The sequence below is a fragment of the Caballeronia cordobensis genome, from assembly GCF_001544575.2.
Classification (GTDB): domain Bacteria; phylum Pseudomonadota; class Gammaproteobacteria; order Burkholderiales; family Burkholderiaceae; genus Caballeronia; species Caballeronia cordobensis.
This window is the reverse complement of record NZ_FCNY02000014.1, coordinates 1-22525: the sequence shown is the minus strand read 5'-3', so window position 1 is coordinate 22525 and position 22525 is coordinate 1. Positions and strand designations below refer to the sequence as shown.

The following is a 22525-nucleotide window of genomic DNA, read 5'->3' as shown; positions in this document are numbered from 1 at the left end:
CGCACCTTCAACAAGAGCTTAAGAAAAAGGAGTTCCCGCCGATGAACCGACTCTTCCGCTCGTGCCTTGTCCCCGCCGCCGCCGCCGCGCTCGCACTCGCCGCGTGCAGCACGCCCGTCGAATTTTCGGCGAGCGCGAATCCGCCGCCGTGGAACGACACCGGCGACGCCGACTTCAGCGGCATGGACAACTCGATGTCCGCCTGCAAGGCCGCCGCGAAGAAAGCCGGCGCGGGCCGCTGCACGCAGGTGCGCGCCTACGAGGCGTGCATGAAGGACAAGGGCTATATCACCGTGCTTGGCCCGGAGAATCCGCCGAACTGCGGCCAGCCCGAATGGGAATCGGACGTGCGCAAGTGGCTCAAATAAGCGCCTACTTCCGATTTGCGAGGCGCATGAACACGACGTAGAGCAGCGCGCCCGCCACCGCGCCGATCAGCCAGCCGAGATTGTTCGGCGGCAGGAGCTTGAGCATCTGCGTCGAGAGTTCCCAGCCGACCGAAATCACGCCCGAGGCGATCAGCGCGAAAAGCCCGACCTTGTTCCAGCCGCCGTCGTAATAGAAGCGTCCGTCGGGCTGCATCGTGTAGAGCTCGGCGGTGCGCACCTGCTGGCGTTTGACGAGGTAGTAGTCGGACATCATCACGCCGTACATCGGCGCGAGCACGGCCCCGAACACGCTGACGAAAATTGTGATCGCCTTCGGGCTGTCCACGAAAATCCACGGGCACACGACCACCGCCAGAATCGACGCGATCAGCCCGCCCCTCTTGAAGTCCACGTGCTTCGGAAAGAGATTGGCGATGTCGTAGGCCGGCGAGACGAAGTTCGCGACGATATTGATGCCCATCGTCGCGATGATGAACGTGATGCTGCCGATCGCGACCCACACCTTGTTCTCGATGCGCGACACGATCTCGACCGGGTCCATGATCATCGTGCCGAACACTTTCTCGCTGCCCGCGGTGACGATCACGGTGATGATCGCGAACGCAACGAAGTTGAACGGCAGTCCGAGAAAATTGCCGACCTTCATCTGCCGCTCGCTCTTTGCGAAACGCGAGAAGTCGCCGAAATTCAGCAGCAGCGCCGCGAAATAGCTCACGACGAGCAGAGTCGCGTTGATCATCGCGTGGAGCTGCTCGTCGCCGGAAAGCACCTTGCCCGAGAGCGTGAGGTTCAGGCTGCCGAGGCCCGCGCGATACAGAATCCAGCCCATCAGCACGAACATCACGACATACACGGCCGGCCCGCAAAAATCGATGAACTTGCGGATGATCTCCATGCCGCGCTGAAAGATGATGAGCTGCAACAGCCACATGAAGAGAAAGCTGACCCAGCCGAGCATGTCGAGCCGGAGAAAGCTCGTATCGCGCCACGCCGCGACCGAGGGCACGAAGAGGAGTAGCAGCGTCGCCACCGCCTTCGACGCGAAATACGTCTGCACCCCGTACCATACGATGCCGACCACGCCGCGAATCAGCGCGGCGAGATTCGCGCCCATGACGCCCATCGAGACGCGCGCCATGACCGGAAACGGAATGCCGTGCACGAGGCTCGGCTTGCCGACCCAGTTCATCAGCACATACACGATCAGAATGCCGATGGTGAGCGCGAGCAGCACCTGCCAGCCGGAGATGCCGAGCAGGAAGAGACTCGCCGCGAAGGTGTAGCCGCCCACGCTGTGCACGTCCGACATCCACATCGCGAAGATGCTGTAGCCGTTCCAGGTGCGCTTCGCGCGCGGCACGGGCGCGAGGTCGTGGTTGTAGAGACGCTCGTCGGCGTTGACGATTTCGGCGTCGGCGCCATGCGCGGCATCGTCGGCGGAGGTCGTGTGGGATGCGGCCATGTTGTCCTCCAGTGCCTTCGGCGGGCGCGAGTTATGCACTTAGAGTAGATGATCAAAAATGAGAAAGTGAAGGCATCGGACGGCGTTTTCGGGCATTAAAGTCCGGCCGTGCGGCTGCCGTTATGTGCATCATGAGAAAAAGACGCCTTCACTCCCGCGACATGAACGACGCCTTCGCCGCCGCAGCCGAGGCGCTCGCGCTTTTCTGCCGGCTGCGCAACATCGACGCAGCGGATTTGCCCGCGCGCGAAGTGGACATCATCCTCGATCTCGCGTTCGAGGAGGCCGCGCAACACGCGGCGGCGCGCAGCGAGGCCCGCCGCCCGGGCTGATCCGCGTTTTTTTGCGGACCCCCTGGCGCAACGCTCGCCATGGGCGCGAAATTTGCTCGGCCGAAAAGGATGGGCAGCGCCCGCGCCGCGGAGGTCCCATGTCGAAGATTCTCGGTCCCGTGCTGGGCCCGCAGGTGAGAAGCGTTGCGAAGCATCCGTTCGGTTTCGCGATGCGCACGATCAAGGCATTTCGCGCCAACCAGGGCTTGCTGCTTGCGGGCGCGGTCGCGTACTACGCGCTGCTGTCCATCATTCCGCTGCTGATCCTGATCGTGATCGTGCTGTCCAAATTCGTCGGACAGCAGGCCTTGCTGGATACCCTCACGCATTTGCTCGAATGGCTCGTGCCGGGCCAGGCGCGCGCGATCGTGCGCGAGCTTGCGAACTTTCTCGCGCATCGCGCGGTGCTCGGCTGGCTGCTGCTCATCACGATGATCTTCTTTTCCTCGCTCGCTTTCACGGTGCTGGAAAACGCGATGTCGGTGATCTTCGTGCATCGCGTCGCGATCCGCCGCCGGCATTTTCTGCTCTCGGCGCTGCTGCCTTACTGCTACATCCTGTTTCTCGGCGTCGGCATGCTGATCGTCACGCTCGTGTCGAACGGCTTGCAGGCGATGGGTTCCAATAGCGTCGATCTGCTCGGCGTCGAAGTGTCGCTGAAAGGCGTGTCGCGCCTGCTGCTGTATCTGCTCGGCGTCGCGGGCGAGATCTTCGTGCTCACGTCGATCTATCTCGTGATGCCGGTCGGCAGGCCCTCGCTGCGGCTCGCGCTGCTCGGCAGCGTGACGGCGGCCGTGCTGTGGGAAATCACGCGACACGTGCTCGTGTGGTACTTCGCGACGCTCTCGCAGGTGAGCGTCGTGTACGGCTCGCTGACGACATCGATTGTCGTGCTGTTCAGCCTCGAAGCGCTCGCGACGCTCTTGCTCTTCGGCGCGCAGGTGATCTCGGAATTCGAGCGCTTCGGCATGGAAGACGAAGCGCCGCCGCAGCCCTTCACGACCGATTGAAGCGGCGCAGCGTGTTTTCGCGGCGCGCGTGCGCTACAGTGAGGCGCCCCTCGTTTCGTCGCGCTGCCGATGTCCAAGCCAGGCTCCCACCCCGCCTTCCCCGCGCCCACGCCGTACGGCGCGCGCATCGCGATGCTCACCGTCCTCGCAATGCTCGCCTTCGCGGGCAATTCGCTGCTGTGCCGTCTTGCGCTCAAGGGCACGCAGATCGACGCGGCGAGCTTCACGCTCGTGCGCATCGCGGCGGCGGCGCTCGTGCTGTCGGTCATTCTGCTGGCCCGTGGCGGCGGCGCACGGCAAGATTTCCGCCATGCAGGAAGCTGGGCGTCGGCGTTTGCGCTGATCGGCTACGCGGCAGCGTTTTCCTTTGCTTACGTGCGGCTCGCGGCCGGAACCGGCGCGCTGATGCTCTTCGGCGCGGTGCAGGCGACGATGATCGGCTACGGCATCGCGATTGGCGAACGGCTCGCGGCGATGCAGTGGCTCGGCCTCTCGCTCGCGCTCGCCGGGCTCGTCTGGCTCGTGCTGCCGGGGCTGGCCGCGCCCGATCCGGTGTCGTCGGCGCTGATGATCGTTGCAGGCATCGGCTGGGGCGTGTACTCGCTGCGCGGACGCGGCCAGGCCGATCCGGTCGCCGCGACGGCGGGCAACTTCGTGCGCGCACTGCCTTTCGCGGCGGCGCTATCGGCGGCCGCGTTCGCGCACGCGCGCTTCGACGCCGCCGGTTTCGCCTACGCCGCCGCCTCGGGCGCGCTGACTTCAGGCCTCGGATACGTTATCTGGTACGCCGCATTGAAGGGACTCAAGCCCGCCATCGCCGCGACCGTGCAACTGAGCGTGCCCGTCATCACGGCGGCGGGCGGCGTGCTGCTGCTCGGCGAGACGCTCGGCGCGCGGCTCGTCGCGAGCTCGGTCGCGATTCTCGGCGGCATTGCGCTCGTCGTGTTGTCGAAACGCCACTGAGCCGACCCTCCCGAGCCCGCCGCCCGCGCGGTCACGCCGCGCCGCGGTCCGTATGTGCGGCAACTCACATACGCGCGGGAACTTCCTCTGAAGAATGATGCATGGACGATTCATCAAATCGGGGTGGGAACGAAAAGTGCTGAAGTAGTGCGCGGTTTGCCTGCAACGGCGTCCCGCGATGTGGGAAGCACCCCGCGCCCGGTGCGGGGGGACGCTTCGCCGGTCCGATGCAGCGGGCATCCGCGCGCTTTTCGCGCGTCCGTTCGAGCATCACCTCGCCACCCCTGATTGTCGCGGTATGAGGTGCGGGTTACATTGATTGGCAAAAAATGAAGCCGGACGGCGTGAGCCGGACCGGCATCCGGCTGTTGTTCCGACACGCCGCATCGCGCTCGATGGTTCATAGCTTGAGACGCGCTGATTTCGCGCCGTCGGCGGACGTTTCACCGTCCGACGCGCCGTGTGATGAATACGTACTGGAGAGCGCTGTCATGCCTCACCAAGCAAAGCTGCCCGAAGAGAGCGTCGCGGACCACGCGAGTCCGGCGAACGATCCCACTGTCCTCAACCTGGCGGAGCCTGCAATCGATTACGACGACGACCCCGGCCCCGCACGTACGCCGCTGCGCTTCGGACGCCTCGCGCTCTGGATGGCGTCCGCGACGGCGCTCGGGATCGGCGTGCTCGGCACCGTCGCCTACAGCATGTGGTTCAACCACGACCAGCGCGTCTATGCCGAAGCGATGGCGAGCGCGCGCAAGACGCTCGGCATCGATCAGCCGGCGATCGTCGCGCGCACGGAGTCGTCGGGCATGGTCGAGACGCCCCTGACCACCACGGTTGCCGGTTACACGAGTCCGTCCGCGGTAACCGAGGGACCGCCGCCCGTCGAGACCGCCACGCTCGCCGACAACCCGCCGCCCGGCGACGCCGCCGACGAACCCTCGCTCGCCGTGACGTCCGACACTGCGGACGCAACCGGCGCGGCCGTGCTCGCGACGGCTGCAGCGGCTTCCGCGCAGGCCGGCGAACCGACATCCGCCCCGCCCGTGCAGAGCGCCGCCGTGCAGCGCCGCGGCAATCCGGCGGCGGCGCAGCAGACCGCGTCGAATCGCGCCAGTGCGGCCGCGCAGGCGCGCAGGCAGCAGGCGCGCGCGAAGCCCGAAAGCGGACTCTTCGCCCGCGTGGGCGCGTTTTTCCATCGAGTGAGCTATCGACACAATGTTCCGAACCGTCAGCGAGAGGAGTATTCACGTCCCTGAGGCGACGCTGGCGAGCCGTGTGCGGCGCGCGCTCAGGCGCGTGCCCGTTCCCGGCCCCGCGCCGCTCGCGGGCGCGGCGTTGTTGTGCCTGCTGATCGGGCTGCTGCTTCTGGCGTTCCAGGTTCGGGCGATCTTTTCCGCGCAATTGCAGCAGGAATACGTCGGGCTCGTGCTCGAAGCGGTCGAACGCGCCGACACCGCGCGCGCGGCCGCCCTCTCCCTGCAGAACCTTCCCTCGGACGACACGAAGCATCAGGCCGCGTATCGCGAGACGCGCATCGAACTGGCGGGCCGGCTCGCCGCGCTGCATGCGCTTGTCGCGTCCAGTCCGATGTCCGCGCCGTCCGTGCCCGCCGCCGTGCTGTCGCCCTCGGCGGCGCTTGGCGAAGCGAGCACCGCGCTCGACACCACGTACGCCTGGTGGCGCACCGAGCGCGACCGCACGAGCGCGGATGTGCGCGAGCGTATTCTGAGCGTGTCGCATACGCTGATCGCGCTCTCGGCGATCGTGTTCGGCGTGCTGATCACCGCGCTCGGCATGTACGCCAAGCGCAACCGACAGCTTCTGGGCATCTCGAACGAGTTCGAGCAGGCCTCGCTGCACGATCCGATGACCGGCCTGCCCAACCGCCGCAAGCTCTTCGCGGCGCTGGAGGAAGCCGCGAATGCGCTCGCGGGCGGCGCGCGCGGCGCAAAGCGCATCGCGGTGCTTTACATCGATCTGGACGGCTTCAAGCGCGTCAACGATACGCATGGCCACCGCATCGGCGACGAGTTTCTGATCGCCGTGTCGAGGCGTTTCCGCCAGACGGTGCGCGGCGGCGATATGGTCGCGAGAATCGGCGGCGACGAATTCGCGCTGCTCGTGCGCGAGTTTTCGAGCGATGGCGAGCTTGCCGTGATCGCGCAGCGGATCATCGCGTGCGTCGCCGAGACCGATGCGCAGATGGGGCTGTCGATCGTGCGCGCGAGCATCGGCATCGCGAGTTTTCCGGATCGCTGCCACGACTACTGGCGGCTCGTCGCCGCCGCCGACGAAACGATGTACACCGTCAAGCGCAACGGCAAGAACAATTACGCGTTCGCTTCCGCGCCGGCTTCGGCGTAAGGGGCCACAAGCGCCTATAAGCGGGGTTTTACGCCGCCGCTCGCAGATCCTCTTCGCCGCCGAGCGCCTCGGTCAGATCGGCGAGCATGCGCGCGAGTTCGCCCGTCATCAGGATGAAATCGGATTCGAAACGTTCGTCGTCGTTCGCGGCGGTGGGATCGGCCGCGTCCTTGATGACGTCGAGCGGGCTCACGCGCTTCAGGGTGAGCGACGGCGTGAGGACGTAAGACACGCGGTCGTTCCAGGTCATCGCGAGACGCATGCATTGCTTGCCGGCTTCGATATGGCGACGCATGTCATCCGTTTCGAGCGCGTGGCCGACGTAGCGCACCGTCGCGTTGCCTTCACCCGTCGAGCGCAATTCGGTGTCGCGGTCGAGCGTGAAGCCTGCGGGCGCATCGCCCGAGAGCAGCCATTCCGTCATCGCGGAAACGGGCGAGCGCGCGGTGCGCACGCTCGCGAGCGGCAGGTCGGTGACGGATTTCACGAGCAGGCCGATGATGTCGTCGCACACAGTCGCCGATGCGGAATCGATCGCGAGCCAGCCGTTGACCGGATCGATCCACACGCGCGTGTCGCGGCGGATGCTGAAGGCGCGCGGCAGGAGTTCGTCGGTGACTTGTTCCTTGAGCTCTTTCATCTGCTTGCGGCCGGGTTTGAAGCCCTGCTGCTCTTCGAGCTCGGCCGCGCGCTCCTTGACGAACTGCGTGACGACCGAAGCGGGCAGCAGCTTTTTCTCCGCGCGATAGACGATGAGCATCTGACGGTTCGCCGTGTAGACGAGCTCGTCGTCGCCGCGCGGCGAGACCCAGCCGCGCCGCTCGTTTTCGATGCTCGACGCAGCGCTGAACGCGAGCGGCGCGAGCCCTTGCTGGATTTGCTGCGGCGTGACCGACCAGTGAGCGGGAAGACGGTGAAGCTGAAGATTCTTGAACCACATGGCGCGGAGTTTCGATGTAGTCGGAGGGGGCGCCATTTTATACGAGGCGGCCTCAGTCTTTCGCGCGCCGCTTTTGCGGCACGATCCGCCACTTCAGATTCACCCCTGCCGCCGCGAGCAGAATCAACACCGCGCCGGCCGCTTGCAGCCACGCGAGCCGCTGTCCGAACGCGAGCCAGTCGACGATGATCGCCACCACCGGATAGATGAACGACAGCGCGCCCGTGGTCGCCACCGGCAGCTTCTGGATCGCGCCGTACAGCAGCACGTACATGAGCCCTGTGTTTACGACGCCCAGCACGACGAGATCGGTCCAGCCCGCGAACGATGCGGGCGCCGCTTCGAAGCGCGCGAACGGCGCGAGCATCGCGATGCCGAAGATCACGTGCAGCATCGCGATGAGATGCGGCGGCGTGCCCTGCAAGCGCTTCGTGACGATCGACGATATCGCGTACAGGAAGGCCGCGCCGAGCGCATACGCGATGCCTTCGAGATACTGCCCCGGCGCCGCGAGCACGGCGGGCTCGACGCGCACCACCATCACGAGCCCGATGAACGCAATGCCGAGCCACGCGAGCGTCGATGCCGACACGCGCTCGCGCAGCACGATCGCGCCCAAGGCGACGAGCATGAAGGGCTGCGTGTTGTAGACGGTCGTCGCCATCGAGATCGACGCGCGCGAGTACGCGGCGAAGAGCAGCAGCCAGTTGCCGACGATCGCCACGCTGCCCAGCGCCGCGAGCCCGATCACGCGCCACGAGAAATAGCGCTTCTTCAGAAAGCCCAGCGCCGCGCACACGGCGATGAGCGTCGCCGCGCCGAACACGCAGCGGAAGAACACGACGTTCCACGGCGTCTGCCCCGACGACACGACGAGCCAGCCGATCGTGCCCGACATCAGCATGGCGAGCGACATCTCGATCGTGCCGCGACGCAGGTCGTTCGCGCCCGATGCGGCGGTCATGCGGGCATCCATTCTTTCGGTGGTCATGAGGGGTCTGCCATGCAGGTTTCGATGTGTTCCAGTCTATCGATGCGCTTCCCGCGAAACCATGCCTAAAATGAGGCGCATGCTTCTTTCGACCTCGGATTCGAAGGCCATCATGGGAAAGAACCTAAACGCCCCGCAATACGGAGCGATCGATGCGATCGACCGCGAGCTCATCGGCGTACTCGCCGGCGACGGGCGCATCGCGATCAGCGAGCTCGCCAAACGCGTGGGACTGTCCGCGCCGAGCACCGCCGAGCGCGTGCGGCGGCTCGAAACGCAAGGCGTGATTCGCGGCTTCACCGTCGATATCGATCCGCGCGCGCTCGGCTATACGCTGCAGGCGATCGTGCGGGTGCAGCCGCTGCCCGGCCAGTTGCATCTCCTCGAAGAGGCGATCCGGCGCATTCCCGAGTTCGTCGAATGCGACAAGGTCACGGGCGACGACTGCTTCGTATGCCGCCTCTGGCTGCGCTCGATCGAGCATCTCGACGACATCCTCTCGCGCGTCACCGAGCGCGCCGCGACGAGCACGGCCATCGTGAAGGCGACGCCCATCGAACGACGCCTGCCGCCGCTCGGCTGAGCATTGCGCGTTTTTACCTGCAGACGAACGGCGTTACACTGAGGGGGCTATGCGCGAAAGGAGCGAACATGAGTGACTTCGACGCCACCCGCACCTTCCGCGGCCTTCCGCTGACACCCGAGCAGGATGCCGAAGTGAGGCATTACATCAAGAAGAAGAATCAGCGCGACGAGCCGTGGGACACGCCCGAACTGGAGGCGATGCTGCAGGACATGCTGGAGCCGCCCGCCGAGGAGGACGGCGTCGTCGATGACGACACCGAGGACGAAACGCGCTCGGCGGCGGAGCGCGCGTCGGCGTTCATCGACGAAGGCATGGACCCGATCGAGAACAGCGAGGAATGGCACGCCGCGATGGAAGCCGAAGCCATGAAAGGGCCACGACGCGGATAGCCGCCGCACCCCAAACAAAAGCGCCGGTCGATGCCGGCGCCGCATGCGCTTAATTCACGTTGCACTGCACGCTCAATGCCTGTGCCGCCAGTCGCGCGGCGGATGCGTATCCAGCCAGCGCGCCTTCGGAATCTGGATATGCGGGTGTCGGTGATGCATCACGAGAACCACCGCGATGCATAGCACCAGGACGATTCCCGCCATCAGGCTGATCATCGGCTCGGCCATTGCAACCTCCTCTGTGGGTCAAGGGGCGATGCCTCTATTTTAAGCACAGTTTTGCATGCCGAAAAAGCGCGACGCGCGAGAAAGCCTCCACGAAACAGGCGAAAGCATGCCGCGCCCTTGTGTCCTATAGTGCTTGCACGTGTGTGCTTCGTGAGTGTTTTGCCATTAGCGAACCAACTGGGAGACGCAGCATGGCGACCTGGAAACCCGATCCGAGCTTCTACCCTTCGCCGCGGCTCGCCGCCAAGGCGCCGCGCGAAACGCTGGCCTACGTCGCGACGTTCGATCCCGAGCGCAAGTCGCCGGACAAGATCGCCGTCGTCGATGTCGATCCGGATTCGCCGGACTATACGAAGATCGTCGGTGAAATCGCGATGCCCGATACCGGCGACGAACTGCATCACTTCGGCTGGAACGCGTGCTCGTCGTGCCTGTGCCCGAACGCGCCGCATCCGCACATGGAGCGGCGCTATCTCGTCGTGCCGGGGTTGCGCTCGTCGCGCATTCATATCATCGACACGAAGCCGGATCCGAAGCAGCCGGTCATCGTGAAGACGATCGAGCCGGAAGAGCTCGCGGAAAAAACCGGCTATACGCGTCCGCACACGGTGCATTGCGGGCCGGGCGGCATCTATATCACCGCGCTCGGCAACGCCGAAGGCAAAGCGCCCGGCGGCGTGCTGATGCTCGATCAGCAGAGTTTCGATCCGCTCGGCCGCTGGGAAGTGGATCGCGGCCCGCAGCAACTCGCCTACGACGGCTGGTGGCATCTCGGCTACGACACCATGGTCACGAGCGAATGGGGCACGCCCGATACCTTCGAGAACGGCCTCGTGCCCGAAATCCTGCTCGGCGCGAAATACGGGCGCAAGCTGCATTTCTGGGACTTCACCAAGCGCAAGCACATACAGGAAATCGACTTCGGCGACGAATATCAGCTCGTGTTCGAACTGCGCCCCGCGCACGATCCGACCAAGGCCTACGGCTTCGTCAACTGCGTGATCAGCCTCAAGGATCTGTCGTCGTCGATCTGGACCTGGTATCGCGACAAGGACAAATGGGCGGTCAAGAAAATCATCGACATTCCTGCCGAGCCCGCCGACGCGTCCCTGCTTCCGCCGCTCCTGCAGGGCTTCGGAGCGGTGCCGCCGCTCGTCTCCGACATCGATCTCTCGATGGACGACCGCTTCCTCTACGTGTCGTGCTGGGGCACCGGCGACATGCTGCAATACGACGTCTCCGATCCCTTCGCGCCGAAGCTGACCGGCAAGGTGCGCATCGGCGGCGTGGTCGCGAAAGCGACGCATCCGGGCGCCGCGAACGGCAAAAGCAACGGCACGCTGAACGGCGGCCCGCAGATGGTCGAAGTGAGCCGCGACGGCCGCCGCGTCTACTTCACGAACTCGCTGTACGGCGCGGTCGATGCGCAGTTCTATCCCGAAGGCATCGAAGGCTGGATGGTGAAGCTCGACGCCGATCCCAACGGCGGCCTCGCAGTGGACGACAAGTTTTTCATCGACTGGCCGAAGGGGCAGCGGCCGCACCAGATCCGGCTGCAAGGCGGCGATTGCTCGTCGGATTCGTACTGCTATCCGTGATGGACGCCGCGTCGCCCGCGCTCGTCGCCACCGCCGCGGGGCTCGGCGCGTTCCACGGCCTGAACCCCGCGATGGGCTGGCTCTTCGCGGTCGCGCTCGGCCTCTACGCGCAGAGCCGCCGCGTCGCGCTGGTTTCGCTCGTGCCGATCGCGCTCGGGCACGCGGTATCGGTTGCGCTCGTGCTCGCGGGCGCGCTCACGCTCGGCGCGTTCGCCGGCCACGACATGCTCGCGCGCGCGTGCGGGGCGCTCCTGATCGGCTGGGGCGTGTGGCGCGCATGGCGCGGGCATCGCGGGCGGCCGACCGTGGGCATGCGCACCGGGCTTGCCGGGCTCGCGCTGTGGTCGTTCGTGATGTCGAGCGCGCACGGCGCGGGTTTGATGCTCGTGCCCGCGCTCCTGCCGTTGTGCACGGGCAAGGTGGCGGCGGGCGCATTCGAAGCCAGCGCGATCGCGCTGACGGTGCATACGGGCGCGATGCTCGCGGTGATCGCCGCGATCTCGATGTTCGCGATGTCCGTGCAGGCACGCGGCGGGCTCGGCTTTCTGCGCAGCGGATGGATCAACGTCGACTGGATCTGGAGCGCGGCGCTGATCGGGTGCGGCGTGTTTCTCTTCGTATAGCGCCGGCACCTTGCGTGCGGCATTTTGCATGCATCATGCGCGATGGCATTTTGCATGCATCGCGCAAAATTCAATCTCGGCGCGACACTTCCTCCGCGCTCGGCAGCGCCGCCGTGCTCCATCCGCCGCCCAGCGCCTTCACGAGCGCGACACTCGCCGCCATGCGCCGCCGCTCGATGCTCACCGCCGTGCGCTGGTCCGACAGCACGATGGCCTGCGTCACCACCACGCTCAAGTACGTGATCGCGCCGTTTTCATACCGGTTGCTCACCTTGCCGAGCGCGCGCTGCGCGGCATCGACCGCTTTGCGCTGCGCTTCGCTTTCGCGGCGCAGCACATCGAGCGCATTCAGATTGTCCTCGACCTGACCGAACGCGGTCAGCACCGTTTGCCGGTAATCCGCGACGCTCTCGTCATAGGCGGCGCGCGCGGCATCGCGTGCCGCCGCGCGGCCGCCGAAATCGAGCACCGTGAACGCAAGCTGCGGACCGAGCGACCAGAAACGGCTGGGCGCTTCGAGCCACGAAGAAAAGCGCGTCGCTTCGAGACCGCCAGTCGCGGCAAGCAGGAGATTCGGAAAGAACGCCGCCGTCGCCACGCCGACGCGCGCATTGGCCTCGGCGACGCGGCGTTCGGCCGCCGCGATATCCGGCCGCCTTTCGAGCAGCGCGGACGGCACGCCGAGCGGCAGCGCGTCGAGCGCCGCTGCGGGATGCGGCGAATGCGCCTCGTTGAGCGGCGCGACATCGAGCGTGAAGCTCGAAGGCGTCTCGCCGACGAGAATCGCGATCGCATTCACGAGACTCGTGCGCGTGGTCTCCAGATCGATCAGTTGCGCCTGTGTCGCGCGCAATTGCTCTTCCGCCTGCGCGACATCCGATTCCGCCGCGACGCCGCCCGCGAACCGGTCCTGGGTGAGCGCGAGCGCCTTTTCATAAGCTTGCAGCGTCGCCTGCAGCAAGCGCTCTTCCTCCACCGTGCCGCGCAGCTCGAAGTAGCGCGTGGCAAGCTCGGCCTGCATCGACAGAAGCGCGCTTTGCAGATCCGCCGCGCTCGCCTGCGCTTCGGCGCGCCCGCCTTCGACCGCGCGCGATATGCGGCCCCACAGATCGGGCTCCCACGAGATTTGCGCGTCGACCAGATAATCGGGCACGGTCACGCCCGCGCTCGATTTGTACAGCACGTTCGACGAAGCCCGCGTCTGATTGAACGCCGCGTTTGCCGTGACGGTCGGAAACCACGCCGAACGCGCTTGCGCAGCCGCCGCCCGCGCGCCGCGAAAACGCGCGGCGGCTGCGGCCACGGTCTGATTCGCGCTCGCGACGCGTTCTTCGAGCGCATTGAGTTGCGGATCGCCGTAGATCTCCCACCATGGCGCGCGCGGCTTCGCGTCGGCGGGTTGCGCGGGCTTCCAGTCCTGCGAGGCCGCATCCGAAGGAGGCTGCGACTTGTACGCGGCGGGCACGGCTAAGTCGGGCCGCACATAGTCGGGTCCGACCGTGCATCCGGCCAGAGCGGAAATCGTTAGCAATGCGATGGATCGAGCGAGATGGCGCATCGTCACGACTCGCTGCCTTCGGTCTTCGATGCGCCGCCATGCGCATCCGTCCGGCCAACGCGCACCGTCGCGCCGTCGATGATCGAATCGGGCGGATTCACGATCACGCGCTCGTCGCCATTCAATCCCGAGACGATGGACACGCGCGTGCCGTAGTCCGTGCCGAGCGTGAGCGGCAACAGCTTCACGCGATTGTTCGCGTCGACGCTTGCGGCATGCACGCCATCGGGGCGAAACAGCAGCGCGTTGCCCGGCAGCGTGTACGAAGGATTGGCGCTCGTGAGACGGAAGCGCACCTGCGCATACGCGCCCGCGAGCAACTCGCCCGTCGGGTTCTTCACATCGACTTCGACACGCATCGTGCGCGCGACCGGATCGACCGCGCCCGCCGTGCGCACCGTGACGCCCTCGAACTTGCGGTTGCGCTCTTCGTTGAGCAGCAGCTCGGCGGGCAGACCCACCGTGATCATGCGCGCATAAGCCTGAGGCACATCGACGAACACGCGCAACGTCGACGCATCCTGAATGTGAAAGAGCTCGCGGCCCGCGGCGCCGCTGCCCGCATCGATCAGCTGACCGACATCCGTATTGCGCGCGGTGACGACGCCATCGAAAGGCGCATAGATCTTCTGGAACGATACGAGCTGCTCGAGCCGCGACACATTCGCCTGCGCCGCGTTCAGCGCGGCTTCCTTCGCAAGCATGTCGCCGTTCTTCTCGTCGGTCTCCTGACGCGACACCGAGTTGTTCTTGAGCATCTGCGCCCAGCGCTCGGACGTGGTCTTCGCAAGCAGATAGTTCGCGCGCGCGGTCTGCGCGTCCGCGCGCGCCTGACGAAGCTGATCGTTGATTTCGGGCGCATCGATCTCCGCGAGCAATTCGCCCTTCTTCACCTTCGTGCCGATATCGACGGTCCAGCGCTTGAGATAACCGTTCGTGCGCGCGAAGATCGGCGCATCGGAATACGCGCGGATATCGCCCGCGAGCGTGAGATCCTGCGAGGCCTTCATGCGCAGCGGCTTGATGACCTCGACCGTCTGCACGCCATGTTCGCTGGCATCGCGTTCGAGTTCCGCATGCGCCGCGCGCCGCGACCAGATGCCCTGCGCGATGAGCGCGACGATCACGATCAACGCAAGCACGATCACCAAGCGTGTGCGTTTCGTGTTACCCGATCGTTGCGACAACTGCTCGTCCATTCTTGCTCCGCTTCCTGTTTATTGCGCCGCTTCACGCGTCTTCGCGCTCGGGCCTTTGCCGCGCGCTTCCATGCGCCGATAGATCATCGAGAAAACGATCGGCACGAAGAACAGCGTCGCGATGGTGCCGACCATGAGTCCGCCGATGACCGCGCGCCCGAGCGGCGCGTTCTGCTCGCCGCCTTCGCCGAGGCCGATCGCCATCGGCACCATGCCGATCATCATCGCGAGCGCCGTCATCAGCACGGGCCTGAAGCGCGTATAACCCGCTTCGAGCGCGGAAAGCATCGCGTCGCCGTGCTCGGCGAGCGCCGTGCGCGCGAAGCTCACCACGAGAATGCTGTTCGCCGTCGCGATGCCGATACACATGATCGCGCCCGTCAGCGCGGGAATCGAAAGCGTCGTGTGCGTGAGGAACAGCATCCAGACGATGCCCGCGAGCGCGCCCGGCAATGCGGTGATGATGATGAACGGATCGAGCCACGACTGAAAGTTCACGACGATCAGCAGATACACGAGCACGACCGCGAGAATGAGACCGAACGCGAGACCGGAGAACGAACCGTTCATCGTCTCGACCTGGCCGCGCATCTCGATCGTCGAGCCTTTGGGCAACTCGCCGCGCACGTCGTCGAGGATACGCTGCACGTCGTCCGACACCGCGCCGAGATCGCGCCGCTCGGTGCTCGCATAGAGATTGATGGTGGTCTGCGCGTTGTAGTGATACACGACCGCATCGCGCGCGCCTCGCGACAACGTTGCGAGCGCGCCGAGAATATTGGTCTTGCCGCTCGCGGACGTGACCGGAATATTGGCAACCGATTGCAGCGAATCCATGTCGTACTGCGGCGCGGTCGTGATGACCTGATAGCTCACGCCGTTTATCGGATTGAGCCAGAACGTGGGCGTGGTCTGCTGGCTGCCCGATAGCGTGATGAGCAGATTGTTCGCGACATCGCGCTGCGTGAAGCCCGCCTGCAACGCCTTCGTGCGATCCACTTCGACATTGATCGTGGGCAGATCGGACGGTTGCTGAATGCGCGCATCGACGAGACCGGGCACACGGCGAATCTTTTCGAGCACACGGTTCGCAATGGCGCGATTGCCGCGCACGTCGCGCCCGGTGATCGCGATATCGATCGGCGCGGGCACGCCGAAGTTGAGGATCTGGCTCACGATATCCGCGGGCAGGAACGAGAACGTCACGCCCGGAAACTCTTGCGGCAGCCGCTTTCTCAGTTCTTGGATATAGCGTTCGGTCGGCGCGTGACCTTCATTGAGGCTGATGAGCACGTCGGCGTCGGCGGCACTCACCGTGCCCGTGTTGTTATACGAGAGATTGATGCCCGAAACCGGCAAGCCCATGTTATCGATGATCGAGCGAATCTCGCCGCGTGGAATCAATTGCCGGATGCGCGCATCGACACGATCGGTCAACGCCGCCGTTTCCTCGATACGCGTACCGGTTTTCGTGCGCATGTGCAGCGCGATCACGCCGGAATCGACCGACGGAAAGAAGTCGCGTCCGAGAAACGGCGCAAGGCCGAGCGAGAGCAGGCAGCATAAGAGAAAGATCGATGCGAAGCGGCCCGGATGCGCGAGCTGCGCTTCGAGAAAGCCGCGATAGCGCTTGCGCACCGATTCGAAATGACGCTCGAAGGAAAGATGAATGCGCACGAAAACGTTCCGCGAGCCTTTCATCGATTCGACATCGCCGCCCATATGCTCGTGATGGCGCAATAGATATTTCGCGAGCGTCGGAACGAGCGTGCGCGAAAAGAAGTAAGACGCGAGCATCGCGAATACGACGGCTTCGGCCATCGGCACGAAAAGATAATGCGCGACGCCCGTCAGCAGAAACATCGGAATGAAGACGATGCAGATGGACAGCGTCGAAACGAGTGTGGGCACGGCAATCTGCTGCGCGCCATCGAGAATCGCCTGCTCCAGTTCCTTGCCTTGTTCGAGGTTCTGACTGATGTTCTCGATCGCGACAGTCGCGTCGTCCACGAGAATGCCGACCGCGAGCGCGAGGCCGCCGAGCGTCATGATGTTGATCGTCTGCCCGATCGCCGAAAGCGCGACGATCGACGTCAGCATGGAAAGCGGAATCGAGATCGCAATGATGAGCGTCGCGCGCCAGCTTCCGAGAAAGAGCAGCACCATCAAAGCGGTCAGCCCCGCTGCGATGACCGCTTCGCGCAACACGCCTTCCACCGACGCGCGCACGAAAAGCGATTGATCCGCGACCGGCTCGATCTTCAGCGACTCGGGCACCATGCCGCGCAGCGTCGGCAACAGGTTCTTCACGCGCGCGACGATATCGAGCGTCGATGCATTGCCGCTCTTGTTGATCGTGAGTAGCGATGCGCGCGTGCCGTCCACGCGCACGATGTTGGTTTGCGGCTGAAAGCCATCGCGCACATGCGCGACGTCCTTGATGTAGATCGTGCCGCCGGGGCCGGTGCGTATCGGTATGTCGTTGAGGCCTTCGATCGAACCAGGGCTCGCGTTCAGGCCAACCGAATATTCCGTCGAGCCGATCTTCGTCGTGCCCGTGGGCAGGATGAGATTCTGCGCGCTGATCGCGTTGACGACATCGGTCGGCGCGAGGTTCTTCGCCTGCAGCTTGCGCGAATCGATATCGACCATGATCTGCCGCTGCTTGCCGCCATAAGGCAGCGGCACCGATGCGCCCTGCACGGTCGCAAGCTGCGTCTTCAGAAAGCTGTTGCCGAAGTCGTAGAGCTGTTGCTCCGTGAGTTCCGCCGACGATAACGCGAGTCGAAGAATCGGCACTGTCGATGCATTGAAACGCAGAATGTTCGGCGGCGTGATGCCCGGCGGCAGCGAGCGCAATTGCGTCTGCGAAAGCGCGGTGATCTCGGCAATCGCTTCATCGACGTTCGCGTTCGGCTGAAAGTAGATGCGGATAACCGCGATGCCCGGCAACGATTCCGACTCGATATGCTCGATGTCATTCACCGCCACCGACAAGCCGCGCTCATAGTTGAGCGTAATGCGGCGTTCCATCTGATCGGGCGGCAAGCCCGTATAAGACCAGATGACGCTGACCACCGGAATATCGATGTTGGGAAAGATATCGGTCGGTGTGCGCACAATGACGAGCGGACCGATGATCAGCAAAAGCAGCGACAGAACGATGAACGTGTACGGGCGCCTGAGCGCGAGTCTGACGATCCACATCTAAGTTCCGCCTGCCCCGTTTGGTGTTCGTTATTCGAATACTGTTCGCCTGCTCAAGCTTGTCCGAGCGAATGCACCCGCTACGATGACACAACTAAAGCTTACATAACAATTTGCGCAAACGATTGCGAGGGTTTATGCGGAAGTATTTCTGCAGAGGAATGCGAGGCCGCACCGAAAGTGGAACACGCGCTCCACTTGGTGGGAATGACGTTACGCCCCGCGGAACGCGGGGCGCTTGACTTCGAAGAGGCTTAGACGGTCGCGGGGCGCAGATCAACCACGCGTTTCGCCTTGCCGGTGGCGGTTGTCGGAATTTCGCCGGAATCGAGCACGCGCACTTGCGTCGATACGCCGACCATCGTCTTGACGCGATGCTGAAGCTCGCGCGAGAGTCCGGCGCGATCGCCTTCGCTCAAGGTCGCGCAGACTTCGGCGCGCGCTTCGACGGAAACGGCCAGCGAATCCATGTGTCCCTCGCGCGACACGCACAACTGATACTGGCCGCTCAAACGCGGAATCGCAAGAATCAGTTCTTCGATCTGGCTCGGGAACACGTTGACGCCGCGAATGATGAGCATGTCGTCCGAGCGGCCCGTGATCTTCGCGAGACGGCGCATCGAACGCGCGCTCGGCGGCAGAAGCGAAGTCAGATCGCGGGTGCGATAGCGGATCATCGGCATCGCTTCCTTGGAGAGCGACGTGAAGACCAGTTCGCCCGTGCTGCCTTCGGGAAGCACTTCGCCGGTAATCGGATCGATGATCTCGGGATAGAAGTGATCTTCCCAGATCGTCGGGCCGTCTTTCGTTTCGATGCATTCGCACGCGACGCCCGGCCCCATGATTTCCGACAGGCCGTAGATGTCGAGCGCCTGAATGCCCGCACGCGTTTCGATCTCGCTGCGCAAGCCCTGGCTCCACGGCTCGGCCCCGAAGATGCCGATCTTCAGCGACGTGTTCGCCGGGTCCATGCCCTGGCGCGCCATCTCGTCGATCAGATTGAGCATGTAGGAAGGCGTGACGAGAATGATCTTCGGCTCGAAGTCCCGGATCATCTGCACCTGCTTTTCCGTCTGGCCGCCCGACATCGGCACGACCATGCAGCCGAGACGTTCCGCGCCGTAATGAATGCCGAGTCCGCCCGTGAAAAGGCCATAGCCGAAGGCGTTATGCAGCGTGTCGCCCTTACGGCCGCCTGCCGCGCGAATCGAGCGCGCGGTCACATTCGCCCATGTGTCGATGTCCTTCGCCGTATAGCCGACGACCGTAGGCTTGCCCGTCGTGCCGCTCGATGCGTGCACGCGCACGACCTGATCGCGCGGCACCGCGAACAGACCGAAAGGATAGTTATCCCGAAGATCTGTTTTCGACGTAGTCGGAAAACGCGCGAGATCGGAAAGCTCGCGCAGATCGTCGGGATGCACGCCGGCTGCATCGAATGCGCGGCGATAATGCGGCACGTTTTCATAGGCGTGACGCAGCGTCCATTTGAGGCGCTCGAGTTGCAATGCCTGAAGTTCGTCGCGGCTCGCGCGTTCGATCGGTTCCAGTTCGCTCTGTTGTGCAATGGCTTGGACCACGGTTGTCTCCTGCATGAATGCCCGAAAAATAATGACGCGAAAGCATCAATGAAAACGTTGCCCCGACTGACGCAAGGCCGCGATGAGCGGCGATGCGCGATAGCGGTCTTCGCCATAGTGCGCCGCGAGGTGTAGCAGCACATCGTGAATGCGCGCGATGCCGATGCGTTCGCCCCACGCGAGCGGCCCGAGCGGATAGTTCACGCCCTTCTCCATCGCGAGATCGAGATCGGCGCACGTGCAGACGCCTTGGTTCACCGCATCCGCCGCCTCGTTCACGAGCATCACGACCGTGCGCATCACGGCCATGCCGGCGACATCCTTCAAGGGCACCACGGCATAGCCGGCCTTCGTCAGCGCGCCGACCATCGCGGCATAGGCTTCGTCGGCGCATTGACGCGCACGCGTCACCGCAATGCTTTTTGCATTCGCATAGTCGAGCGCGAGATCGATCAGCACGACGTTGTCGATGCCGAGCGCATGCGCGCGTGCGGTCGCGGTGCGGCCATCGGTGAGAAAGAGATACGCATCGTCGATCTGCGCGATGAGGCCGGGCAGATCATTGCGGCTCGTGCTCTCACTTGCGATGCGCGATTGCAGGCGTTCGTATAGCGGCGCACGCTCGCCCAGCACGATATGCGAAGGCGTGCGCATGTTCGTCTCGATGCGCACGGCGGGCTTTCCGGCATCATCCGCATAGTCATAGAAACCGCGGCCCGTCTTGCGGCCGAGAAAACCCGCATTCACCAGTTCCTGTTGAATCAGCGAAGGCGTGAAACGCGGATCGTTGAAATACGCGTTGAACACCGATTGCGTCACCGCGAAGTTCACATCGTGACCGATCAGGTCCATCAACTCGAACGGGCCCATTCTGAAGCCGCCCGCATCGCGCATCACCGCATCGATCGAAGCCGCGTCCGCGCCCTCTTCGTTGAGCACGCGCAGGCCTTCGGCATAGAACGGCCGCGCGACGCGATTGACGATGAACCCCGGCGTCGACTTCGCATGGACCGGCTTCTTGCCCCATGCCGCCGATGTCGCGTACACCGTCTGCGCAACGGCTTCGGACGTGGCAAGACCGCGCACGACCTCGACGAGCGCCATCAATGGCGCGGGGTTGAAGAAGTGCATGCCGACCACGCGCGACGGATGTGTCAGCGGCGCGGCAATCGCCGTAATCGAAATGGACGACGTGTTGGTCGCGAGAATGCAATCGGACGTCACGATGCGTTCAAGCTCGCCGAACAGCGCCCGCTTGACGTCGAGCCGTTCCGCAACGGCTTCGATGACGAGCGAAGCAGCGCGCATGTCGGTGAGATTCGTGATGCTGCGCACGCGGTCGATCGCCGAGCGTCCCGCGCTTTCGTCGAGCTTCTTCTTGTCGATGAGACGCTGCACGTTCGCCGCGATGCCCGCGCGCGCCCGGTCGAGCGCATGTGCATCGAGATCGTGCAGCAGCACGGTATGCCCCGCGAGCGCCGCGACCTGCGCAATGCCCGCGCCCATCGCGCCCGCGCCGATCACGCCGACGATGTCCGATGCCTGAATAGCCTGTGCCATGTCTTGCGGCCCTCAGACGCGCTCGATCGCGATCGCGATGCCCTGCCCCACGCCGATGCACATCGTGCACAGCGCATAGCGGCCATTGCGACGCTCGAGCTCATACATCGCGGTCGTCACGAGACGCGCGCCCGATGCGCCAAGCGGATGGCCGAGCGCAATGGCGCCGCCGTTCGGATTCACGCGCGGATCGTCTTCGGCGAGCCCCAGTTGACGCAGCACCGCAATGCCTTGCGATGCAAAGGCTTCGTTGAGTTCGATCACGTCGAACTGTTCGAGCGTGAGACCCGTGCGCGCCAGAAGCTTCTTCGTCGCGGGCGCGGGACCGATGCCCATGATGCGCGGCGCGACGCCTGCCGTCGCCATGCCGATGATGCGTGCGCGCGGCGTGAGCCCATTGCGCTTTGCCGCCTCTTCGTTCGCGATGATGAGCGCGCATGCGCCATCGTTCACGCCCGATGCATTGCCCGCCGTTACGCTGCCATCCGGACGCACGACGCCCTTGAGTTTCGCGAGCGTTTCGAGTGTGGTTTCGCGCGGATGCTCATCGCGTTCGACCGCGATCGTTTCGCCCTTCTTTTGCGGCACATGAACCGCAACGATCTCCTGCGCCAGCGTGCCGTCCGCCTGCGCGCGTGCGGCGCGTTGCTGGCTGCGCAGCGCGAAGCGGTCCTGCGCGTCGCGCGAGACGCCGAAATCGACGGCGACGTTCTCGGCCGTCTCGGGCATCGAATCGACGCCATAACGCTCGCGCATCGCACGATTGATGAAACGCCAGCCGATGGTCGTATCGAAGATATCGGCCGAACGCGAGAAGGCGCTCGACGCCTTGCCCATCACGAACGGCGCGCGCGTCATGCTTTCGACGCCGCCCGCGATATAGAACGCGCCATCGCCCGACTTGATCGCGCGTGCGGCGCTGCCGACCGCGTCCATGCCCGAGCCGCACAGACGGTTGATCGTCGAACCGGGAACGTCGATGGGCAAGCCCGCCAGCAGGCCCGACATGCGCGCGACGTTGCGGTTGTCCTCGCCCGCCTGATTCGCGCAGCCGTAGAGCACGTCGTCGATCTGCGTCCAGTCCACCGATGCGTTGCGCTTCATGAGCGCGGCGATCGGCACGGCGCCGAGATCGTCCGCGCGGACGTCTTTGAAAACACCGCCGTAGCGGCCGATAGGCGTGCGAATCGCGTCGCAGATGAAGGCTTCAGTCATGACAAGTCTCGATGTGTTGGATGATCGGCCGCGACGAAGCCGCGCAATGCTCGCATTGCCAGCGACTTCTCGCCTGAACTGGTTTTGGATGTTTTGGGTTCGCGCGCATCGTTGCGATACGCGCGATGGGATGCGGCGGCTCTCAGGCCCTAGTCGTATGGTTTTAGCGCTCGTCGAAACTCACGACCACACGTTCGCTCACCGGATGACACTGACACGTCAGCACGAAACCATCATCGATCTCATGTTGTTCGAGCGTGTAGTTCTTCTCCATCTTCACTTCGCCTTCGAGCACTTTCGCGCGGCACGTGCAGCACACGCCACC

Annotated in this window: 21 protein-coding genes; 10 read left to right on the top strand and 11 right to left on the bottom strand. The window is 64.5% G+C overall.

Annotated features, from left to right (window positions below; genetic code table 11):
* Positions 1-41: 41 nt before the first annotated feature.
* Positions 42-368, top strand: a complete 327-nt coding sequence (locus tag AWB70_RS24975; RefSeq protein ID WP_053568251.1) for a hypothetical protein — start codon at positions 42-44, stop codon at positions 366-368.
* Between the two features lie 4 nt (positions 369-372).
* Here the strand turns inward: AWB70_RS24975 and AWB70_RS24970 are convergent, their stop codons facing one another.
* The gene (locus AWB70_RS24970; protein ID WP_014191495.1) at positions 373-1851 is read right to left on the bottom strand and encodes an NCS1 family nucleobase:cation symporter-1; all 1479 of its coding nucleotides are present in this window, start codon (positions 1849-1851) and stop codon (positions 373-375) included.
* A gap of 161 nt (positions 1852-2012) precedes the next feature.
* Between AWB70_RS24970 and AWB70_RS38870 the strand changes: the two genes are divergently transcribed.
* The 5 genes from AWB70_RS38870 (at position 2013) to AWB70_RS24950 (ending at position 6526) form a co-directional block, all read left to right on the top strand.
* Complete coding sequence (locus AWB70_RS38870; RefSeq protein WP_156903052.1) at positions 2013-2183, top strand: hypothetical protein; 171 nt, start codon at positions 2013-2015, stop codon at positions 2181-2183.
* 98 nt (positions 2184-2281) lie between these two features.
* Entirely contained in the window at positions 2282-3193 is a 912-nt protein-coding gene (locus AWB70_RS24965) for a YihY/virulence factor BrkB family protein (protein WP_053568252.1), read from the top strand.
* A gap of 69 nt (positions 3194-3262) precedes the next feature.
* Positions 3263-4156 carry a DMT family transporter gene (locus AWB70_RS24960; protein ID WP_053568253.1) on the top strand — a complete coding sequence of 298 codons (894 nt, stop codon included), beginning with the start codon at positions 3263-3265 and terminating at the stop codon, positions 4154-4156.
* 491 nt (positions 4157-4647) lie between these two features.
* Complete coding sequence (locus tag AWB70_RS24955) at positions 4648-5418, top strand: hypothetical protein (RefSeq protein WP_053568254.1); 771 nt, start codon at positions 4648-4650, stop codon at positions 5416-5418.
* A 40-nt stretch (positions 5419-5458) separates the two neighbouring features.
* Entirely contained in the window at positions 5459-6526 is a 1068-nt protein-coding gene (locus AWB70_RS24950) for a GGDEF domain-containing protein (protein WP_045452033.1), read from the top strand.
* A gap of 28 nt (positions 6527-6554) precedes the next feature.
* Here the strand turns inward: AWB70_RS24950 and AWB70_RS24945 are convergent, their stop codons facing one another.
* On the bottom strand, positions 6555-7466 hold the full coding sequence (locus AWB70_RS24945; RefSeq protein ID WP_053568255.1) for a recombination-associated protein RdgC: 912 nt from the start codon (positions 7464-7466) through the stop codon (positions 6555-6557).
* Between the two features lie 52 nt (positions 7467-7518).
* A complete protein-coding gene (locus tag AWB70_RS24940; RefSeq protein WP_053568256.1) occupies positions 7519-8457 on the bottom strand; it encodes a DMT family transporter in 939 nt (312 codons plus the stop codon).
* Between the two features lie 112 nt (positions 8458-8569).
* On the opposite strand from AWB70_RS24940, the gene AWB70_RS24935 reads away from it, so the two are divergent.
* Both AWB70_RS24935 and AWB70_RS24930 read left to right on the top strand, forming a co-directional pair.
* Entirely contained in the window at positions 8570-9040 is a 471-nt protein-coding gene (locus AWB70_RS24935; RefSeq protein WP_053568278.1) for an Lrp/AsnC family transcriptional regulator, read from the top strand.
* Positions 9041-9108: 68 nt separating this feature from the next.
* On the top strand, positions 9109-9432 hold the full coding sequence (locus AWB70_RS24930) for a hypothetical protein (protein WP_045450637.1): 324 nt from the start codon (positions 9109-9111) through the stop codon (positions 9430-9432).
* Between the two features lie 72 nt (positions 9433-9504).
* On the opposite strand, the gene AWB70_RS39095 is transcribed toward AWB70_RS24930, so the two are convergent.
* On the bottom strand, positions 9505-9660 hold the full coding sequence (locus AWB70_RS39095) for a hypothetical protein (RefSeq protein WP_167350985.1): 156 nt from the start codon (positions 9658-9660) through the stop codon (positions 9505-9507).
* 191 nt (positions 9661-9851) lie between these two features.
* Between AWB70_RS39095 and AWB70_RS24925 the strand changes: the two genes are divergently transcribed.
* Both AWB70_RS24925 and AWB70_RS24920 read left to right on the top strand, forming a co-directional pair.
* The gene (locus AWB70_RS24925) at positions 9852-11258 is read left to right on the top strand and encodes a selenium-binding family protein (protein WP_053568257.1); all 1407 of its coding nucleotides are present in this window, start codon (positions 9852-9854) and stop codon (positions 11256-11258) included.
* Complete coding sequence (locus AWB70_RS24920) at positions 11258-11881, top strand: hypothetical protein (RefSeq protein ID WP_053568258.1); 624 nt, start codon at positions 11258-11260, stop codon at positions 11879-11881. The genes AWB70_RS24925 and AWB70_RS24920 overlap by 1 nt, the downstream gene beginning before the upstream one ends.
* 70 nt (positions 11882-11951) lie before the next feature.
* On the opposite strand, the gene AWB70_RS24915 is transcribed toward AWB70_RS24920, so the two are convergent.
* From AWB70_RS24915 to AWB70_RS24885, 7 genes are all read right to left on the bottom strand, one after another.
* The gene (locus AWB70_RS24915) at positions 11952-13439 is read right to left on the bottom strand and encodes an efflux transporter outer membrane subunit (protein WP_053568259.1); all 1488 of its coding nucleotides are present in this window, start codon (positions 13437-13439) and stop codon (positions 11952-11954) included.
* Positions 13440-13441: 2 nt separating this feature from the next.
* A complete protein-coding gene (locus tag AWB70_RS24910; RefSeq protein ID WP_053568260.1) occupies positions 13442-14638 on the bottom strand; it encodes an efflux RND transporter periplasmic adaptor subunit in 1197 nt (398 codons plus the stop codon).
* Positions 14639-14656: 18 nt separating this feature from the next.
* On the bottom strand, positions 14657-17845 hold the full coding sequence (locus AWB70_RS24905; RefSeq protein ID WP_053568261.1) for an efflux RND transporter permease subunit: 3189 nt from the start codon (positions 17843-17845) through the stop codon (positions 14657-14659).
* Between the two features lie 254 nt (positions 17846-18099).
* Complete coding sequence (gene paaK, locus AWB70_RS24900; protein ID WP_045450642.1) at positions 18100-19440, bottom strand: phenylacetate--CoA ligase PaaK; 1341 nt, start codon at positions 19438-19440, stop codon at positions 18100-18102.
* A gap of 30 nt (positions 19441-19470) precedes the next feature.
* Complete coding sequence (locus AWB70_RS24895; RefSeq protein ID WP_053568262.1) at positions 19471-20985, bottom strand: 3-hydroxyacyl-CoA dehydrogenase; 1515 nt, start codon at positions 20983-20985, stop codon at positions 19471-19473.
* Positions 20986-20997: 12 nt separating this feature from the next.
* Positions 20998-22200, bottom strand: a complete 1203-nt coding sequence (pcaF, locus tag AWB70_RS24890) for a 3-oxoadipyl-CoA thiolase (protein WP_014191513.1) — start codon at positions 22198-22200, stop codon at positions 20998-21000.
* Positions 22201-22363: 163 nt separating this feature from the next.
* A partial coding sequence (locus tag AWB70_RS24885; protein ID WP_143281700.1) for a 2Fe-2S iron-sulfur cluster-binding protein occupies positions 22364-22525 on the bottom strand: 162 nt, incomplete at its 5' end.

What these genes read in the sequence shown, in the direction of transcription:
- AWB70_RS24975 (WP_053568251.1), top strand. Translation starts at nt 42, where the DNA reads ATGAACCGACTCTTCCGCTCGTGCCTTGTCCCCGCCGCCGCCGCCGCG.
- AWB70_RS24970 (WP_014191495.1), bottom strand. Translation starts at nt 1,851, where the DNA reads ATGGCCGCATCCCACACGACCTCCGCCGACGATGCCGCGCATGGCGCC.
- AWB70_RS38870 (WP_156903052.1), top strand. Translation starts at nt 2,013, where the DNA reads ATGAACGACGCCTTCGCCGCCGCAGCCGAGGCGCTCGCGCTTTTCTGC.
- AWB70_RS24965 (WP_053568252.1), top strand. Translation starts at nt 2,282, where the DNA reads ATGTCGAAGATTCTCGGTCCCGTGCTGGGCCCGCAGGTGAGAAGCGTT.
- AWB70_RS24960 (WP_053568253.1), top strand. Translation starts at nt 3,263, where the DNA reads ATGTCCAAGCCAGGCTCCCACCCCGCCTTCCCCGCGCCCACGCCGTAC.
- AWB70_RS24955 (WP_053568254.1), top strand. Translation starts at nt 4,648, where the DNA reads ATGCCTCACCAAGCAAAGCTGCCCGAAGAGAGCGTCGCGGACCACGCG.
- AWB70_RS24945 (WP_053568255.1), bottom strand. Translation starts at nt 7,466, where the DNA reads ATGTGGTTCAAGAATCTTCAGCTTCACCGTCTTCCCGCTCACTGGTCG.
- AWB70_RS24940 (WP_053568256.1), bottom strand. Translation starts at nt 8,457, where the DNA reads ATGACCACCGAAAGAATGGATGCCCGCATGACCGCCGCATCGGGCGCG.
- AWB70_RS24935 (WP_053568278.1), top strand. Translation starts at nt 8,570, where the DNA reads ATGGGAAAGAACCTAAACGCCCCGCAATACGGAGCGATCGATGCGATC.
- AWB70_RS24930 (WP_045450637.1), top strand. Translation starts at nt 9,109, where the DNA reads ATGAGTGACTTCGACGCCACCCGCACCTTCCGCGGCCTTCCGCTGACA.
- AWB70_RS39095 (WP_167350985.1), bottom strand. Translation starts at nt 9,660, where the DNA reads ATGGCCGAGCCGATGATCAGCCTGATGGCGGGAATCGTCCTGGTGCTA.
- AWB70_RS24925 (WP_053568257.1), top strand. Translation starts at nt 9,852, where the DNA reads ATGGCGACCTGGAAACCCGATCCGAGCTTCTACCCTTCGCCGCGGCTC.
- AWB70_RS24920 (WP_053568258.1), top strand. Translation starts at nt 11,258, where the DNA reads ATGGACGCCGCGTCGCCCGCGCTCGTCGCCACCGCCGCGGGGCTCGGC.
- AWB70_RS24915 (WP_053568259.1), bottom strand. Translation starts at nt 13,439, where the DNA reads ATGCGCCATCTCGCTCGATCCATCGCATTGCTAACGATTTCCGCTCTG.
- AWB70_RS24910 (WP_053568260.1), bottom strand. Translation starts at nt 14,638, where the DNA reads ATGGACGAGCAGTTGTCGCAACGATCGGGTAACACGAAACGCACACGC.
- AWB70_RS24905 (WP_053568261.1), bottom strand. Translation starts at nt 17,845, where the DNA reads ATGTGGATCGTCAGACTCGCGCTCAGGCGCCCGTACACGTTCATCGTT.
- paaK (WP_045450642.1), bottom strand. Translation starts at nt 19,440, where the DNA reads ATGCAGGAGACAACCGTGGTCCAAGCCATTGCACAACAGAGCGAACTG.
- AWB70_RS24895 (WP_053568262.1), bottom strand. Translation starts at nt 20,985, where the DNA reads ATGGCACAGGCTATTCAGGCATCGGACATCGTCGGCGTGATCGGCGCG.
- pcaF (WP_014191513.1), bottom strand. Translation starts at nt 22,200, where the DNA reads ATGACTGAAGCCTTCATCTGCGACGCGATTCGCACGCCTATCGGCCGC.